Genomic DNA, 18,138 nt, shown 5'->3' with positions numbered 1-18,138 from the left:
TAATTAATAAGGGGTTTAATAGATGAAATATACCGTAACTGTTATGGGGCTTGGATTTGTTGGTTTGACTACCGCATTGGCACTTGCAGAAAAAGGGCATAAAGTATATGGATTTGATGTTGATAGTGATAGAAGGGACATTATTCGCTCAGGAAAGTTGCCTTTTGTAGAACCAGGTTTAGACTCGGCTTTACTTAGACATATCGATAAACAGTTTTTTGTTTCAAATGAGGTAGAGGCAAATGTTCGGGAAAGTGACTTTGTATTTTTATGTGTAGGTACTCCTCAAGGGAGAAATGGTGAGGCAGATTTAAAATATATATTTTCTGCAATTGATATGTTTTCATCAATATTAAATGATGATAAACATCGTGTAATAGTTTTGAAATCAACTGTTCCCCCATCTACAACATCAGAAAGGGTTATCCCTTATTTAAAAACAAAACAAATAATTCCCGGTGAAACATTTAGTATCGCAAATAATCCCGAATTTTTACGGGAAGGTAAATGTTGGGAAGATATGATGAATGCTGATCGAATAGTCTGCGGTGTTGCTGATGAGAAAGGAGAAAGTATGCTACGATCGTTATATAGTAGTTTCGACTCCCCGTTTTTCGCTGTATCCTTAAATACAGGTGAATATATAAAATATTTATCCAATACAATGCTTGCTACTATGATTAGTTTTTCAAACGAGATGTCAAAAATAGGACATGCCATCGGTGACATTCAGATTAAGGAAGCATTTGAAATCTTACATTTAGATCGAAGATGGGGTAATGGTAATATGTCAAGCTACATTTATCCTGGTGCAGGTTATGGTGGCTACTGCTTGCCTAAAGATACACAAGCAATGTATGCAAAGTCCCTATCGAAAGGTTACGAACCATTAATCCTTAAAAATGTTATTACGACTAATGACTCTATGCCGCAGTTTATGGTGGATAAAATTATGCAAGTTGCTAATACAAATGACAAAATTGGTATACTTGGATTATCATTTAAACCTGGTTCCGATGATGTACGGGACAGCACTTCAGCAAAAATTATCAAACTCTTGTTAGATAATGGATATACGAATTTTTTTGCTTATGATCCATTTGCTAACAACGAATTTGCAAGAGTATATGATATTAAAGAAATAAAATACTATGATAATCTAAAAGGTACTTGTGATGATTCTGATGTTCTTGTTCTCGTCACTGCTTGGGATGTTTTTTCGAATATTAACAAAAAATACCCAGATAAGCCGGTTGTAGATTGTAGATATTTCCTATGAGGTGAATGTATGCCTTTATTAAGTATTATTATTCCTGTTTATAATGTAGAAAATTATATTGATGAATGTCTACAAAGTATATTAAAACAGGAATTTAGAGATTATGAGATTATCCTGGTTGATAATGCATCAACTGATCGTAGTGGAGAAATTTGTAAGGTCTATGCTCAAAAATATCCAAACATCAAACTTATTAAACTCGAGAGCAATGCTCTTCCTGCAGGTGCCCGCAATGCAGGATTTGAAATAGCTGCTGGAGAGTATATCCATTTTTGTGATAGTGATGACTATTATGTTGATTCTAGTTTTTCTCGCATAGCAAATGAATTGATTAAATTATCACCTTCTGTACTATTTGGCCAATTTATCTGTATACCTGAGCGAGGAGCCTTTATAACTTCAGATATTCCTCTAGATGAAACCTTTTTTTTAAATGCTAATTCAAATGAGGTTGCTAAATATCTTGTTAGTTTACCGAATTTACTATGTACCCCGTGGAGGTTTATAGTTAAACGCCAACTCTTACTAGAAAATGATATTAAATTTCCTGAAGGGTATCACTCGGAAGATGAGGAGTGGTTTCCTAAAGTAATTTGCTGTGCAGAAAACTTTGCTTTATTGAGTAACCCATTTTATTACTATAGACCAAGAGCTATTGGTTCGGTTACATCAAGTAAGACATATTTAAACAGCAAATCTCATTTAGTTGTAGCCTTACACTTATTAAAATTTGCACGTGGAAAAAAATATACAGATGCCCGAAGGGAATTACTTATTAGAAGGGCGAACTTTTTGCTTGGTTTGTTTGCAACCAGGTGTGATACTTATACCACTGAACAAATAAAAGAGTTAGCTAAAATTTTAAATGCTTACAGTGATTTATTAGCTTCTGATATTGCTAAATCACTTAAAAATGAATTGTTTGATTACATTGAGAGTTTTGGTGTTTTTGAAGGTCTTCTTCAATACCAATCTTTAGTTAAAGAAAGTACATTACGCTTGGTTGAAGGTAAACAGAATAAAGATGTATATGTGTTTCCAACTGGTTACAATGGTGAAGGTACAGCTCGAATTATTCAAAATGCAGGTTATAAGGTAAAAGGATTTATAGATAATAGTAAACAAAAAAGTGGAAGTATTATTAATGGCATACCTGTATGTTTACCCAATTGTCTAATAGAATTGTATCCTGTCACACTCGAGGATGTTTTTATCATTGTTGCTTCTCAAAGAAAACAAGTTGTGGATTCAATCGTGAAACAAATTAGAGAAATGGGAATTGAGGATTCACAATTTGCTATAAGAATTTATGAATAAAGGAAGAGTAATATTTGAGTTTTTTTATAAGGGAGATTTTCTAGTGTGTAATGAAATACCTATGATAAGTGTTATCTTGTGCACATATAACAGAAAATGTTTTTTGTCTCGGTCAATAGAAAGTATCCTTGCACAGACATACACAAATTTTGAATTAATTTTAGTGAATAATGGTTCAACTGATGGAAGTGATGAAGTTTGTGAAGAATATGCTAAAAAAGATAGTAGAATAAGACTGATTCATATCTCAGAAAACCAAGGAGCCTCCAACGGAAGAAATGTTGGATTAGATAATGCGTCATGTGAATATGTAACAATTGTTGATGACGATGATTATTGCGAGCCGCAGCTGCTAGCATTTTTATGGGATTTAATAAGTGAAAATGGGGCAGACATATCAATCTGTGGTAGTTGGAATGACTTTGATGGAAATCTTGAACCATATTTTATATTTGATGAGTATAAAGTGTATAACAAGTTACAAGGAATTGATGAGCTTCTCAAGCGAGAAAAATATAATACTGCACCTCCTACGAAGTTATTTCGTAAAACACTATTTAACAATATTAGATTTCCTGACAATGTACTTGTTGATGATATACACGTTGTTTACAGAGTTTTTGCAAATGCCAATAAAATTGTCGTTAGAGGAAAACCACTTTATCGTTTTACAAAACACGCAAGCAATATGACACGGTTTATCCAAACAGAACAGCTTTCACCTCAATTGTTAAGTGAATACTTATATGCTTTTCAAACGCGAACTGAATATCTTTCTAAAAAAGTACCTGAAATTAGAGATCACGCTAGATACTCTGAATGGTCATATATGGTTTCGATGTGTGAAAAAATTAAAAAGAATCAATTAACAAACTGTTACTCCATTTATAATTTTATGATTAAAGAATTACAAAATAATATTTCAGATTTACTTAATAGCCAGTATTTAACCTATAGAGAAATAAATATTATTAAGAATACATTAAAAATTTGTGAATAATTTTGCTCTTGCAATGTAAGCCCTAGCACCCCTTGGTACAAAATCGTATCAATTAAGGAGGTGCTTTTATGCGAATTGTTCCTTATAAATGCATTTGCTTGAAATAGGAGGATTGCGGTAAATCAATCATGACTGATTTATTGAAAACTCGGAATGACTGTCGTCCAATTAAACTTAAGTAAAAGCGTCTATGATCAATTGGTTAAAAAGGAAATTTTATTTCTTGAGCTGAAACCCTCCAACTTCTGCATAAGAGAGGTAATATTTTTTGTTACCACGGATTCTATTACCAATTCTCCAGTACCAATTATGGTTCAATCCCCAATTGTAACACTTGGTAAAATTATAGCGTTTGTTCCTACCCATCCAAGGTTAGCTAAACTACTTTTTAAATTCGAAGCAAGTTTTTGTCATTAAAAAATGGAAGACTTTTGCCGATATAATATAAAGACAATACACTATTTATAAAGGTGAATACCATGAGAATCACACACAATCTTACAGCAATAAATGCTCACAGGCTTGGTACAAATAATCTTATATATGCACAAAGTTCTCTTGAAAAGCTTTCGTCCGGTTATCGCATTAACCGTGCTGCAGATGATGCAGCAGGGCTAGCAATATCTGAGAAAATGAGAAATCAATTAAGAGGTATAGACCAAGCTACAAGGAATACGTTAGATGGAATCTCTCTATTGCAAACAGCAGAAGGTGGATTACAGGAAATTCATTCACTGCTTTCAAGAGGGCGTGAATTAGTCGTTCAAGCTGCCAACTCTACGTACACGCAAGAAGATAAACAAAAAATGCAAGCTGAAATTTCACAGTTAAATAAAGAAATAGATAATATTACAATCAATACTCATTTTAACAATCGACATATCTTGAATTCGGTAACTTTTGATCAAGCTGAGGTTGATAAGGTGGTCGCAGGTTTACAACAAGGAGGTTGGTTAGCGGAGGCTGTTAATCGAGTGGAATCTGAGTATGGATTAACAGCTGATAATGTTCAACTGACAATTAAATTTGATCAAGGGGCTAAAGGTGGAACATTAGCATTTGTAAGAGGTTATGATCGTGGAACTGGAAAGCTGGATGACCTTGAATTACACATTGACCTTTCAGATTTTATTCCTGTTATGAGTGATGATGGTGGAACTGCTCCTATGTATAATGATCGTATTATTGCACATGAAATGGTTCATGCGATTATGGGAAGAACAATGAATTTTACTGCATTGCCAAAGTGGTTTACAGAAGGGGTTGCTGAGTTTATCCATGGAGCTGATGAGAGGCTTGACTCGGAAGATGGTGTAAGGGATGGAGCAATCAGCGTTTCGAAAATGAATGAAATGATTAATCGTATTGGTGACGGAACTGATGCATATTGGGGACAAACTAGCCTCGACTATTCAATGGGATATACAGCGGTTCGTTACATTCATGAAAAAATCAAAGATGCTGGGGATAGTGCAGGTATACGAACGATTTTACAACATTTAGATAATAATGAATCCGATGATCTAGATGATGCACTTCGTCTTGCTTCGTCTGGGGCATTTACAGGTCTAAATGATTTTGTTACTAAATTTAAAGCAGACGCTAAAAATCTATTTATTGGTGGCAATGATTATAAAATTGATTTAACGAATACCGACACCGGTGCAATAGGTGGTTTAGATGCAGACGGTGGAGGTATTTTAACTGCTGAAAGCATCATAGAAGAAACTGGGTCTTACACAAGCTGGACCGCAGATACAACAGATACGAACTTTGATGTTGTAAACTCCTTTACAGAAAAATGGGATTATGTCGTAACCTCGCCACCAATTATCTTGCAAGTGGGGGCTAATGCAGGTGAAACTATAACCATTGATTTAGTTGACGTAACCAGTTCCTCATTAGGAGTAAGTGGGGTAGATGTTGTAAATTCAGCGAGTGAAGCAATTGGGCGATTGATGAAGCCATTCAATCTGTGTCAGAAAAAAGAGCAACATTTGGGGCTCAGCAAAATCGCTTGGAGCATATTTTGAATAACAATGAAAATTATAAAGAAAACTTGCAAGCAAGTGAATCAAGAATTAGAGATGTAGATATGGCGTCTGAAATGATGAATCTAACGAAGAGAAATATCTTAACACAAGCATCCCAGGCAATGTTAGCCCAAGCAAATGGACAACCCCAAGCCATTTTACAACTCTTGAGATAAAGACTAAGATATATTCATCTTAAAGCATTGATCAGAAGTAACAGAAGAGCAAACCATTATTAAGAAAATGGTTGCTCTTCTTTTTTGAACATGAAGTTAGTATAACCTTTATCATTATTTTAATTAATGGAAGATTGAAAGATATATTTGGTCATTAGCAAATAAAATATCAAGTCGATTTATGAAGTAAAGGAAGTGTAATATGCCAAACATTATTCTTCTGCTAATTTCAATATGAACCAGTTAAAAAAAGATTAATGAACATAATATGTAAAACTTAATCAGAATCTACCGATATAAAAGATAGAAAAACCTTTTAGGGGGATAAATATGGGCTCTGTTGATTCTATTTCAAGGAATTCAATTGGAGAGGTAAAAATTAGTACTTCTCCTACTAAATTAATAGAAGAGAAACATAACAACTTAGACCAACAGCCTGAAAGCAAATTACAACAAGAGATAAATGAAAAAGATATTACTGTAAAAGAATTAGATAAAATTGTTAAAGATATGAACTCTATGTTAGGTAATACACATACTTCGTTAAAATATGTGTACCATGAAAAACTGGAGAGCTATTATGTTTCATTAATTAATGACGAGACAAAAGAGATAGTTAGGGAGATACCACCCAAAAAGCTATTGGATATTTATGCTTCAATGAAAGAATACTTAGGGTTATTTATTGATAATAAAATTTAATGGAGGTGCTCTAGGTGGTAAATAACCAAATGAGAATCACAGGTTTTGCTTCGGGGTTAGATACGACACAGATCATAACTGACTTGATGAGAGCGGAAAGAATGCCTCTTGATAATCTTTTTCAGAAGAGGGAATGGTTAGAGTGGCAACGTGACGCGTATCGAGATGTAAATCTAGAACTAGCCACTTTTAATAAAAGCGTGGATAAACTACGATTTCAATACTCGTTTAACGGCTATAAGGCATCCGCATCAGATTCAAGTTTGGCGTCGGTTACTGCAAAAGGATCCGCAGTACCAGGGAATTATACTTTATCAGTAAACTCAATTGCGGAAGTAGCCAAAGTTACATCTGCCAATGCAATTACGTCTGGTGGTAGCAATGTTAAGCTAAACGATAAGATTCTAGCAACAGGAGAAACAACGGTTATAAATATTGAAACTGCCACAGGAAATCAAGATATAACTATTGATGACACGACTACATATGGTAGTCTTGCAAGTAAAATTGCTAACCTTACTGATGCAAGCGGGAAATCTCTTGGCTTACGTGCAAGCTTTGATGAGGCTACATCAAGGTTTGTCATTTCGACAAAGGATCTAGGTGCGAATCAAAAAATTACGATTTCAGATAGAGGTACTTTTGGGGTTGCAAATGCAATCGTAAATGGTGGAGCAATTACACCAACAACATTGACGCCTACAGGACCACAGGCAGCTGGTAAGAATGCTGAAGTTGTAGTAAATGGAGCTACTGTTACTAGTTCAACTAATAATTTGAGTGTATTTGGTATGGACATTAAGGTGTTAAAATCTGGAGGTCCAACAAATGTAAGTATATCCTCCGACACTCAATCAATTTTTGATAATATAAAAAAATTTGTAGATGACTATAACTCCCTAATTGATAGTTTAAACACAAAGTTAAAAGAAAAACGTAACAGAGATTTTCCTCCATTAACGGATGAGCAACGGGAAGCCTTATCAGAAAAGGAAGTTGAAAAATGGGATGAGGCAGCCAAAAAGGGGCTTCTTTCCAATGACTCTATTATTAGAGGAACGTTGAATGAACTACGTGTGGGTATGTACAGTCCAGTTGATAGTATTCCAACAGGGAATATCCGAATGCTCTCTGAAATTGGCATAACTACGGAATATCTTTCAACAGATGGTAAACTTGTGATTAATGAAGAAAAATTACGGGCAGCAATTACAGATAACCCTGATGAAATCATGAATCTTTTTACCAAAGAAGATGGAATAGCTTCAAGGATTTATAACGAAGTAAATAGCTCAATTGACAAGTTGAATAAGAAGGCTGGTCGTGTCGGTAGCCCAGATAATTTAAATAATAGTGTTATTGGTCAAGACTTATCTGAACTTAGGGACCGTATGAAGGTCTGGGAAAATAAATTAGCAATGATTGAAAATCGATATTGGAAACAATTCACTGCGATGGAACAGGCTCTTGCAAAGTTTAATGAGCAATCTAGTAGCATTATGGGAATGATGGGTTTCTAAGGAGTAATTAGCATTATTGAAAGGAGAATGATTTATGTCTGTACACAATCCATATCAAACGTATCAGGATAATTCTGTTTTTACTGCAACCCCTGGTGAATTAACACTTATGCTATATAATGGATGCCTCAAGTTTATTTCATTAGCTAAAAAATCAATACAAGAAAAGAATATTGAGGGTAAGCATACTAATATAAGTAAGGCCCAAAACATTATTAGTGAACTAATGGTTACTTTAAACATGGATTATGAAATCTCAAAGGAAATGCGTCGTTTATATGATTTTATTAATAGAAAATTAATTGAAGCTAATATCAATAATGATATAAAACTATTAGAAGAAGCTGAGGATCTAGTTATCGAATTTCGTGATACCTGGAAAGAGGTTATTCGTATAAATAGAGCTAAACAATTTAAAACGGGTGGAATGGCTTAATGGCTATTAACCAGTTATATATTCTGACCGAAAAACTCCTTTTACATTTGGAGCAACAACCTGATCAGGAAAAAAGGGAAGAGTATATAGAAAAAATAATGGAACTTTTAGAAAAACGAGATTTGGCATTAACTAAAATAGTTCAGCCGAGTAATTTAGAGGATAAACGAATTGGAGAAAAAATTGTCGAAATGGACAAAGTGATTAAACAAAAGCTTACAGTCCTTTTTACAGAAATTAAGCAAGATATTTTGACTTTAAATAAATCAAAAGAACCTCAAAAAAAATACCGCAACCCATATGAATCCTATAATTTGGATGGTAGTTTCTTTGATAAAAGAAATTGAAATTTCATTTTTGAGTTATAAGTTTTGCCCTTTAAATGCCATCTTTTTCAAGGTGGCATTTTTTCCTATATAACCAATAATCTCCCCCCACAATTTAGATAAACTACTACTGAAGAAATGTAAGCCCCCATTCAAACAACGCTTATAAATGATCAGCACGTATCGATCTATGAGAGGCGCATGGACAAATTCATGCGCTGACTCTATTTTCACGCCAATTAACAATAATTACTCATTTACTCGTCCTTCAAATCATTGCATACTACTAATAGTTTGTTCTGCTTAAAACGATAAGGGCAAACTTGCTAAAAGGTGAGGGCGCAAAATCACAGGTCTAAGGTGGGGTTTCTGCTAAGACGGCTGGATTGCCGAAAGGAGACTGTATTGGAGTTATACGGTAAACGGATTATTGTCATATCTATTCTTATCTTATTTTTATCTATCACGGATTTTCTAGATGATAAGGTGATTACATTTCTTCATTTTAAAGATAAGGGTTACTATGAAGTCATTATCGACCTTATGAGTCCTCTAATCGAAATCGCCTTGTTGTTTTGGGCGTTGTATACTGGTAAGAAAATTCTTCGCCAATTGCATGAGCAAGAGGAGCAATATCAACGCTTGGTTCAATTTTCGCCTGAAGCGATTATTGTCCATAGGAAAGGGAAAATCCTCTATATTAATGATTCCGGCGTTAAGTTATTGGGTTCAAATCGTTCATCTGAATTATTGAACCGTGACCTAAAAGACTTTGTTCATCCCGATTCGGAGGACAGTATTAACAAATATCGGGAACAATTAAATAAAAATCCTAACAGCCATCTTAAATATCATATTAAAATCAAAAGAATTGATGGAACAACCTTGGACTTAGAGACTTTATCTACTGTTGTTGATTTTAAGGGACATCCTGCTCGGGAATTGATCGCTCGGGATATCACCGTGCAACATCAGGAATTTGAAACAATCAAGCAAATGGCGTATCAGGATGCGTTAACTGGTTTGCCGAATCGCCGAGCATTCATGGATAAACTGGATGATCTTATGTCCACGGCAGAAAAAAACAAGGGTACGTTTGGTATGATGTTTATTGATTTGGACGGATTTAAGCAAGTAAATGATTTACTTGGGCATGAAGGAGGCGACATGCTCCTTAGACAAGCGGGGGATTACCTAATAAAAAGCGTTGCACAAAAAGATACAGTAGCAAGGCTAGCGGGTGATGAGTTTATGGTCTTATTGCCTGACGCAAATGAGAATGAGTGTGTGATGGTGGCAAATCGGATTATCGAACAATTTCAATCAATTGTGATTCTGGGGAAAAATGTAGTGGTCACACCTAGTATAGGAATTGCCCTATATCCTCAGCACGGTAAAGATGCTATTGAATTAATAAAATTTGCCGACATGGCGATGTATCAGGCGAAACAACGTGGAAAAAACAACTATCAAATTTTCAAAGGTGACTAATTCGTGACCACACTTTTAGAATTTTCCTACTATGTGTGGTTCTTTTCTATTTTAAAATACCAGCTATAAAATACCCATAATAAATATAAGGTAGCGTACATAGATAGCCAGCTAACATACCAGTCCCAATGGATATAATGAATAAGATCCGTGTATTTTTCAATGATGACTTCCAATATGGTTAGTACCGAACAGAAGCCGCTTATATATAAAAACTTCTTCCACCTCTTATTTGTTCGTGGATAATAGATACAAAAGAAACTACCGATAATCGGATAAACTAAGAATTCAAATAATAAGCTAGTGCCATTGACGCTGGAGAGTTCCCTAGCAGGGTATTCAAGCAAATGGAATTCGACAGGTATTAACCCAAGAGACCACGTAACAGTCTGTTGAAACAAAAAGGCGATGCTTGCTTCTCTCCATTTACTCTTTGGAATATAGGCTAATGAAATGAAAGTACATCCATAAATCATGTATAAAATCATATGCTCCATCTTCATGAGCTTCTAACCCCACTAGGAAGAGGCTGTTCGGTTATCCATAACACATATTGGCGGCATAGCCATAATTCAATGATAAAATTAAAGAAGCTTCTTAACATACTTTCTTTGTTTACGGTCATCGTATTTGTAAATGTCCCCAATAAAAGCATAATGAAGAGAATGATGCCAACCCATAGCATGTAGTGGAACACTCGCCTTTTATATGCTGCATTTTTGGGAAAGCTTAGCTGAAAAAAGACAGCAACACTAGGAAAAACTAAAAATTCATTTGTGAAACTGACCTTTGATGCATGTGGAAAAAACCGAACCGGTGATTCAAGTAAACCTGCATATGTGAGCCCGATGGCAAATACCCAGGTCAACATTTGAAAAAATAAAAAGGTAGCAATTGCTTCACGTAGTCTGCTTCGGGGCACCCCTTTCCAAAGCACAACCGGTATGCCAATCCACAATAATATAAGTATATAATAGTCGAAATTCATATCTATCACCCTTAAAATTAATATGTGAGGCGATGATAAAATTTATCCATTGTCCTGCATATTTATACTACTGTTAAATAACTTCCAGTTTGCCAATATTCCCCCCATAATTTGGACATACTACTACTGAAGAATTCTTCGAGCACATTCATCTTAGAAACCACACAAGTTCCATTCATAACTCGCCTTAGACATGCATATATTTTTACACCTACACATATTGTTTACAAATTTACATTAAACTCATAAAAAAGGAGTAGTGGGATTACTATGTCCATTTTTAATGGGATGATTTGCCTGACCCCTGACCAAATGGTGTTCCATCACTAGACATCGCACTCTCATAATTAATGTTTACAAATTCACAATTTCTTCAAATTTCCTTTACGAAAAAGCAGGAATTGGGGAGGTGTGTGTAGAATTAGTACATATAACCTTAATTTATAAGAGGTTATATTGATACACAGGTTGGATACCCTAAAAAGGGTCTTGGCTGTGTCCAATGCATTAGAGTTAAAAGGAGGAGTTCATGTATGAATTACAACGTTCGTGGTGAAAACATTGAGGTAACTCCAGCATTACGAGAGTATGTTGAGAAGAAACTCGGAAAGATTGAACGCTATTTTGACAGCACTCCAAATGCCAAAGTAAATGTTAACTTAAAAGTAAATAATGCAAAGGATCATAGAATAGAGGTTACGATTCCGATGCCGCAGCTTGTGCTTCGCGCTGAGGAGTCTAATGAGGATATGTACGCGGCAATCGATCTTGTGACCGATAAGCTTGAGCGTCAAATCCGCAAGCATAAAACAAAAGTCAACCGTAAGCTTCGTGAGAAAGGTTCTACCAAGACGATGTTCGCTAATGGTGGAGCTGGAACGATGACAGCTGTTCAGGAAGCACCGGAGGATGAGGATTACGAATTAGTTCGTACGAAGCGTTTTGATTTGAAACCGATGGATAGTGAAGAAGCGATTCTGCAAATGAATATGCTCGGCCACAACTTCTTCGTTTTCACAAATGCGGAGACGAATACGACAAATGTCGTGTATCGCCGGAAGGATGGCAAGTACGGCATTATTGAACCTAGCTAAATAACAAATTTCCAAGAGCGCAGCCTTTTCATTAGGCTGCCTCTTTTTTGAAAAAATAGGGGAAAACCCCCATAGCCAAAAACATTTACATCGTAGATAATACTAATTGCGGGCAACTCGTAGCCTATCGAACTTTCAATAAAGCAGGGATATCTATGATTACTATACTTCAACCAACCCTTTCTAATATTGCGATTATTTTGTTCATGTATTTATGCATAAGCATCTTGGTGACGAATCGAAAGTCCATCAATAAATATATATTTTCAGGGAGCGTTCTCCTCCTCACTTCGGCATGTGTGATTTTTCTTTTTTATTTGCCGATCCGCTATGAGGGCTACCAGTTTGATCTTCGCCTTGTTCCTTTGGTGATCTTCACCCTTTTGTTGGGGTGGAAGCATGCGATTCCTGCTCTCGTGTTAACAGTTAGCTGGAGGCTCGGCATGGGAGGAGTGGGAGCTATGCCAGGCGTGTTATTCGGTATGATTCTCCCCGTTTTACTGGCTCTTCTTTTTCATAAAAAAGAAAGAGCGATGCCAAGCCCGTTTTCGTTGTTCTTACTCATGACGGCGTGCTGGCTTGCCTCTGATTTGCCGATTCTTTTTCTTGTGCCAAATGGTGTGGAAGTGTTCGGTGAGATTTATTTTGTGCGGATTTTGGCACTCCAAGTGTCGGCATTTATTCTGTATTTTTTCATTAGCCAGCTGGACAGGGAAGTGGTGTTAAAGCGAAAACTACGGTTTTATGCGGAGCGTGATCCTCTGACCGGGCTTTATAATATGCGTTATTTTGAAAATTATATGAAAAAAGGGACAAGTTCTCAACAGAAGTACATTGTAATGATTGATATTGATCATTTTAAAAAGATTAATGATACGTTTGGTCATCTCCACGGTGATTCAGTTTTAAAAAATATGGCGTTCACGTTAACGAAACTTGTTCCGTCGCACCTTTCCTTGCTAGGACGATATGGTGGTGAGGAGTTTATTTTGTATTTAGAGGTGGATTCGAAGGATAGGTTGATGAACATTGTTTCTGGGATTCGTAGCGGGATTGAACGAACTCCGTTTTATGTGGAGGACCAGAGGCTTCAAGTAACGGTATCGATTGGGGTTGCGGAGCTTATCGACTCGTCAAATCTCTACCAAGCGATTGAAAAAGCGGATAACTCTTTATATGCGTCGAAGGAAAATGGTCGAAATCAAATCAGCTATGCGATGTAAGTATCCTTCGGGGTACTTTTTTTATACTTGTCTAGTTCAGCACCAAGCCCTTCGAGGTCACAAGCCAATCCGTCAGGAAGGTCAAAGGACAACCTTCATGCCGTCTCGTCTTGTGCTTGTCAGGGCTGGACAGGCGCTTCTACTTTTCGTCTTTGTCGAATCCCCTCACATCGCGAAACCCAATAATATTTTACCCTTGTCCTATTTAGTGGTAAAATAGAAGATATTTCGTTTTAGCCTAATTTATTTTTTGTAATCAAGTCAGCCGATCGGCTGATAGCACATTTTCACGATAGAGGAGCGTACACAATGCTTGGAATTTTAAACAAAGTTTTTGATCCAAACAAACGCACAATCAAGCGCTTGGAATCACTTGCCAATAAAATTGAGGCACTTCATCCTGACATGGAGAAGCTTTCGGATGAGGACCTTCGCAACAAAACCGAAGAGTTCAAGGAACGATATCAAAAAGGTGAAAAACTTGATGATTTATTAGTTGAAGCTTTCGCTGTTGTTCGTGAAGGGGCAAAGCGTGTCTTGGGTCTGCACCCATACCCCGTACAGCTCATGGGGGGTATTTCCCTGCATGAAGGTAATATTTCTGAGATGAAAACAGGGGAAGGTAAAACCTTAACCTCTACGATGCCTGTTTATTTGAATGCAATCACTGGTAAAGGAGTTCACGTTGTTACTGTCAACGAATACCTTGCTAGTCGTGATGCGCATGAGATGGGTCAGCTTTATGAATTTTTAGGTCTAAGTGTTGGGTTGAACTTAAACTCAATGTCTCGTGAAGAAAAAATTGATGCGTACCGCGCTGATATTACTTATGGTACGAACAATGAGTTTGGTTTCGACTATCTTCGTGATAACATGGTCCTTTATAAGGAACAAATGGTTCAGCGTCCGCTTTATTTTGCCGTAATTGACGAAGTTGACTCGATTTTAATTGATGAGGCTCGCACACCGCTGATTATTTCCGGTTCTGCTCAAAAGTCGACATCCCTTTACGTGCAGGCGAACGGATTTGTGACCACTCTTAAAAAAGAAGAAGACTACACTTATGATGAAAAAACAAAGAGTGTACAGCTTACTGAAGATGGGATTTCAAAGGCTGAGAGAGTGTTTGGCATTGAAAACCTGTTTGATATTTCAAATGTGGCTTTGATTCACCATATCAACCAAGCGTTAAAAGCAAATGCAAGTATGCACCGAGATATTGATTATGTGGTGGATGAAGGGGAAATCGTCATCGTTGACCAGTTCACTGGTCGTTTGATGAAGGGGCGTCGTTATAGTGAAGGCCTTCACCAAGCAATTGAGGCGAAGGAAGGCGTCGAAATTCAAAATGAGAGTATGACGCTAGCAACGATTACATTCCAAAACTATTTCCGTATGTACGAGAAGCTTTCAGGTATGACGGGTACAGCGAAGACTGAGGAAGAGGAATTCCGCAACATTTACAATATGAATGTTGTCGTGATTCCAACGAATCGTCCGATTGCCCGTGATGACCGTCCTGATTTAATTTATAAATCAATTGAAGGTAAGTTCCGCGCGGTTGCTGAGGATATTGCGGAGCGACATGCGAAGGGACAACCTGTCTTAGTTGGTACGGTTGCGATTGAAACGTCTGAAATCATTTCTAAGTTTTTATTGAAAAAAGGCGTTAAGCATAATGTCTTGAACGCGAAAAATCACGCACGCGAGGCAGAAATTATTGAACATGCCGGACAAGCAGGTGCTGTTACGATCGCGACAAACATGGCTGGTCGTGGTACTGACATCAAGCTTGGTGAAGGTGTGAAGGAGCTTGGCGGTCTAGCAGTTATTGGTACAGAGCGCCATGAGAGCCGTCGTATTGATAACCAGCTTCGTGGACGTTCAGGTCGTCAAGGGGACCCAGGTATCACGCAGTTCTATCTTTCAATGGAAGATGAGCTGATGCGCCGTTTTGGTTCTGACAATATGAAAAATATGATGGAGCGCCTTGGCATGGATGACACCCAGCCAATCCAAAGTAAAATGGTCTCAAAAGCGGTTGAATCTGCGCAAAAACGCGTTGAGGGCAATAACTTTGATGCTCGTAAACAGCTTTTACAATATGACGATGTGCTTCGTCAGCAACGTGAGGTTATTTACAAACAGCGTTATGAGGTTCTTGCTTCTGAGAATCTTCGTGATGTTGTTGAGAGTATGATTAAGTCCTCACTCGACCGAGTAGTTCACGCCCAAACTCCAAAGGATGAGGTGGAGGAAGACTGGAACTACAAAGGAATCGTTGATTATGTCAATGCGAACCTTTTACATGAGGGCGACGTGACAGAGAATGATCTTCGCGGAAAAGAGCCTGAAGAAATGACCGAACTAATTTTTGAAAAGGTTAAAGTTCGCTATGATGAAAAAGAAGCTCAAATCGAGCCAGAACAAATGCGTGAATTTGAACGTGTTGTTGTGCTTCGTTCTGTTGATAGCAAGTGGATGGACCATATCGACCAAATGGATCAGCTTCGTCAAGGAATTCATTTGCGTGCGTACGGTCAAAATGACCCACTTCGCGAATACAATTTCGAAGGCTTTGCGATGTTTGAAAACATGGTTGCTTCGATCGAGGATGATGTGGCGAAGTTTGTGATGAAGGCGCAAATCCGCAACAATCTTCAACGTGAAGAAGTGGCGAAAGGTCATGCCGTTCAACCAAAAGAAGGCGGCGAAGAAAAGTCAAAGAAACGCCCAGTTCAAAAAGCCGTTAACATCGGCCGTAACGACCCTTGCTACTGCGGCAGCGGTAAAAAGTTCAAGAACTGTCATGGTCAATAATAATTTTTGAAAAGGTGAGAGCCAAGCTACTCACCTTTTCTTTCGAAAAAAAACGGGACTAATCCCTCAAAAATGAGTAAGATATAAAAGAAGGATTTAGAGACTTACATCTTGGAGGAAAATATATGGAATTAGTAGATATTAAGCATGAACTTGATAAAATGGCTAAGAAATTAGCGGGCTTCAGGGGGTCTCTTTGACTTAGAGGCCAAGCAAGCGCGTATTACTGAGCTTGATGAAATGATGTCCATGCAGGACTTCTGGAATGACCAAAATGCTGCACAAACGGTGATTAACGAAGCAAATGCATTAAAGGATCAGGTAGTTGAATACACAAATCTAAATGAATCCTATGAAAACTTAGAGCTTACCTATCAGCTTGTGAAGGAAGAGCCAGATGCAGATTTACAGGCAGAACTAGACGAGGAAATTCAGGAATTGTCTAAGAGCTTAAGTGAATTTGAACTACAGCTCCTTTTAAGTGAGCCTTATGATAAAAATAATGCGATCTTAGAGCTTCACCCAGGTGCGGGTGGTACAGAATCACAGGATTGGGGCTCATTGCTCCTTCGCATGTATACTCGTTGGGCGGAGAAAAAAGGATTCAAGGTTGAAACATTGGACTATCTTCCTGGGGATGAAGCTGGGATAAAAAGTGTGACCCTTTTAATCAAAGGACATAATGCTTACGGCTATTTGAAGGCAGAAAAAGGGGTACACCGCTTGGTGAGGATTTCACCATTCGACTCATCGGGTCGCCGTCACACTTCATTCGTGTCTTGTGAAGTTATGCCAGAGTTTAACGATGACATTGAAATTGACATTCGTAGTGAAGATTTGAAAATTGATACGTACCGCGCGAGTGGAGCGGGTGGGCAGCACATCAATACCACTGACTCAGCCGTACGTATTACACACGTACCAACGAATACCGTTGTTACGTGTCAAACTGAGCGTTCACAAATCAAAAACCGCGAACAAGCGATGAAAATGTTGAAATCGAAATTGTACCAGCTTGAAATCGAGAAACAACAAGCCGAGTTGGATGAAATCCGCGGCGAACAAAAAGAAATCGGCTGGGGCAGCCAAATCCGCTCCTACGTCTTCCATCCATACTCCATGGTCAAAGACCACCGCACGAATGTAGAGGTTGGTAACACCGGAAGCGTCATGGACGGCGAGATTGACATGTTTATTGATGCGTATTTGAGATCTAAATTGAATTAATAATTGTGAGGGGCAGCCGGTGGCTGCCCCTTTTTAATGGGGGAAAATAGGCTAATGACCATAGAAAGTGAATAACGGCTATAGAATTGTTGCCAACGGCCATAAAAATGAATTATTGACCAAATCACTTGGAATAGCTGAGCTTAAGTGACGGAGATTGTACCTTTCCTGGTAAACTCTCTAAATAAATAGAAGACGACACATATCCTTCAGCGACGCATATATGTTGAGTTGACGAAAATCCGTGGCAATCGACGCATATATGTTCGAACCGACGCAAATCCGTGCACACCTACGCAATTAAGTAAAGCTGCCTTTCCCTAATTTTAAGTTACTAGCCCATAAACAGAGCTATCCCGCCAAAAATTTTCCGTTCAAACATTCTTTCTGAAAATATTGTATGATTTGAATATACCAATCATGAATATAGGATAAATATACTTTTTTGTATTTTACAAATATTATAAAATGGAGGTGTAGTAAAATAAAAGGGGGAGAATTACAAA

Annotated in this window: 16 protein-coding genes and 1 riboswitch; of the genes, 14 read left to right on the top strand and 2 right to left on the bottom strand. The window is 37.4% G+C overall.

Translation table 11 applies throughout. The features are described 5' to 3' along the window. Nucleotides 1-22 precede the first annotated feature (22 nt). From V7147_RS02455 to V7147_RS02410, 10 genes are all read left to right on the top strand, one after another. Complete coding sequence (locus V7147_RS02455) at nucleotides 23-1,279, top strand: UDP-glucose dehydrogenase family protein (protein WP_335366269.1); 1,257 nt, start codon at nucleotides 23-25, stop codon at nucleotides 1,277-1,279. Between the two features lie 9 nt (nucleotides 1,280-1,288). Further along, nucleotides 1,289-2,596: a glycosyltransferase gene (locus V7147_RS02450; protein ID WP_335366268.1), complete on the top strand. Its 1,308-nt coding sequence runs from the start codon at nucleotides 1,289-1,291 to the stop codon at nucleotides 2,594-2,596. A gap of 43 nt (nucleotides 2,597-2,639) precedes the next feature. Continuing rightward, nucleotides 2,640-3,596, top strand: coding sequence for a glycosyltransferase family 2 protein (locus tag V7147_RS02445; protein WP_335366267.1), 957 nt, complete (start codon nucleotides 2,640-2,642; stop codon nucleotides 3,594-3,596). A 479-nt stretch (nucleotides 3,597-4,075) separates the two neighbouring features. After that, complete coding sequence (locus tag V7147_RS02440) at nucleotides 4,076-5,629, top strand: flagellinolysin (protein WP_335366266.1); 1,554 nt, start codon at nucleotides 4,076-4,078, stop codon at nucleotides 5,627-5,629. Continuing rightward, nucleotides 5,572-5,805 (top strand): flagellin, encoded by a 234-nt coding sequence (locus V7147_RS02435; RefSeq protein ID WP_335366265.1) that lies wholly within the window; start codon nucleotides 5,572-5,574, stop codon nucleotides 5,803-5,805. Before V7147_RS02440 ends, V7147_RS02435 begins: the two co-directional genes overlap by 58 nt. 330 nt (nucleotides 5,806-6,135) lie before the next feature. Continuing rightward, on the top strand, nucleotides 6,136-6,507 hold the full coding sequence (gene flaG / locus V7147_RS02430; RefSeq protein WP_335366264.1) for a flagellar protein FlaG: 372 nt from the start codon (nucleotides 6,136-6,138) through the stop codon (nucleotides 6,505-6,507). Between the two features lie 14 nt (nucleotides 6,508-6,521). Further along, the gene (fliD, locus tag V7147_RS02425; RefSeq protein ID WP_335366263.1) at nucleotides 6,522-8,027 is read left to right on the top strand and encodes a flagellar filament capping protein FliD; all 1,506 of its coding nucleotides are present in this window, start codon (nucleotides 6,522-6,524) and stop codon (nucleotides 8,025-8,027) included. 34 nt (nucleotides 8,028-8,061) lie between these two features. Continuing rightward, nucleotides 8,062-8,463 (top strand): flagellar export chaperone FliS, encoded by a 402-nt coding sequence (gene fliS / locus V7147_RS02420; RefSeq protein WP_335366262.1) that lies wholly within the window; start codon nucleotides 8,062-8,064, stop codon nucleotides 8,461-8,463. After that, nucleotides 8,463-8,810 carry a hypothetical protein gene (locus tag V7147_RS02415; RefSeq protein WP_335366261.1) on the top strand — a complete coding sequence of 116 codons (348 nt, stop codon included), beginning with the start codon at nucleotides 8,463-8,465 and terminating at the stop codon, nucleotides 8,808-8,810. The genes fliS and V7147_RS02415 overlap by 1 nt, the downstream gene beginning before the upstream one ends. 285 nt (nucleotides 8,811-9,095) lie before the next feature. Further along, nucleotides 9,096-9,183: riboswitch (cyclic di-GMP riboswitch) on the top strand. Between the two features lie 11 nt (nucleotides 9,184-9,194). Further along, nucleotides 9,195-10,280 carry a sensor domain-containing diguanylate cyclase gene (locus V7147_RS02410; protein WP_335366260.1) on the top strand — a complete coding sequence of 362 codons (1,086 nt, stop codon included), beginning with the start codon at nucleotides 9,195-9,197 and terminating at the stop codon, nucleotides 10,278-10,280. A gap of 29 nt (nucleotides 10,281-10,309) precedes the next feature. Here the strand turns inward: V7147_RS02410 and V7147_RS02405 are convergent, their stop codons facing one another. Then, a complete protein-coding gene (locus V7147_RS02405) occupies nucleotides 10,310-10,783 on the bottom strand; it encodes a CBO0543 family protein (protein WP_335366259.1) in 474 nt (157 codons plus the stop codon). Continuing rightward, on the bottom strand, nucleotides 10,780-11,268 hold the full coding sequence (locus V7147_RS02400) for a CBO0543 family protein (protein WP_335366258.1): 489 nt from the start codon (nucleotides 11,266-11,268) through the stop codon (nucleotides 10,780-10,782). The genes V7147_RS02405 and V7147_RS02400 overlap by 4 nt, the downstream gene beginning before the upstream one ends. A 533-nt stretch (nucleotides 11,269-11,801) precedes the next feature. On the opposite strand from V7147_RS02400, the gene hpf reads away from it, so the two are divergent. The 4 genes from hpf (at nucleotide 11,802) to prfB (ending at nucleotide 17,632) form a co-directional block, all read left to right on the top strand. Continuing rightward, nucleotides 11,802-12,362 (top strand): ribosome hibernation-promoting factor, HPF/YfiA family, encoded by a 561-nt coding sequence (hpf, locus tag V7147_RS02395; RefSeq protein ID WP_335366257.1) that lies wholly within the window; start codon nucleotides 11,802-11,804, stop codon nucleotides 12,360-12,362. A 155-nt stretch (nucleotides 12,363-12,517) separates the two neighbouring features. Further along, a complete protein-coding gene (locus V7147_RS02390; RefSeq protein ID WP_335366256.1) occupies nucleotides 12,518-13,585 on the top strand; it encodes a GGDEF domain-containing protein in 1,068 nt (355 codons plus the stop codon). A 309-nt stretch (nucleotides 13,586-13,894) separates the two neighbouring features. After that, nucleotides 13,895-16,405, top strand: a complete 2,511-nt coding sequence (secA, locus tag V7147_RS02385; protein WP_335366255.1) for a preprotein translocase subunit SecA — start codon at nucleotides 13,895-13,897, stop codon at nucleotides 16,403-16,405. 125 nt (nucleotides 16,406-16,530) lie between these two features. Further along, a protein-coding gene (prfB, locus tag V7147_RS02380; RefSeq protein ID WP_335366254.1) for a peptide chain release factor 2 occupies nucleotides 16,531-17,632 on the top strand; the annotation gives its coding sequence in 2 pieces (ribosomal slippage) (nucleotides 16,531-16,602 and nucleotides 16,604-17,632; 1,101 coding nt in all). Nucleotides 17,633-18,138: the final 506 nt, after the last annotated feature.

The sequence above is a fragment of the Bacillus sp. JJ1521 genome, from assembly GCF_036965165.1.
GTDB lineage: Bacteria > Bacillota > Bacilli > Bacillales > Bacillaceae_L > Ferdinandcohnia.
Note: the sequence above shows the minus strand (reverse complement) of the source record. Positions and strands in the feature narration are given on the sequence as shown.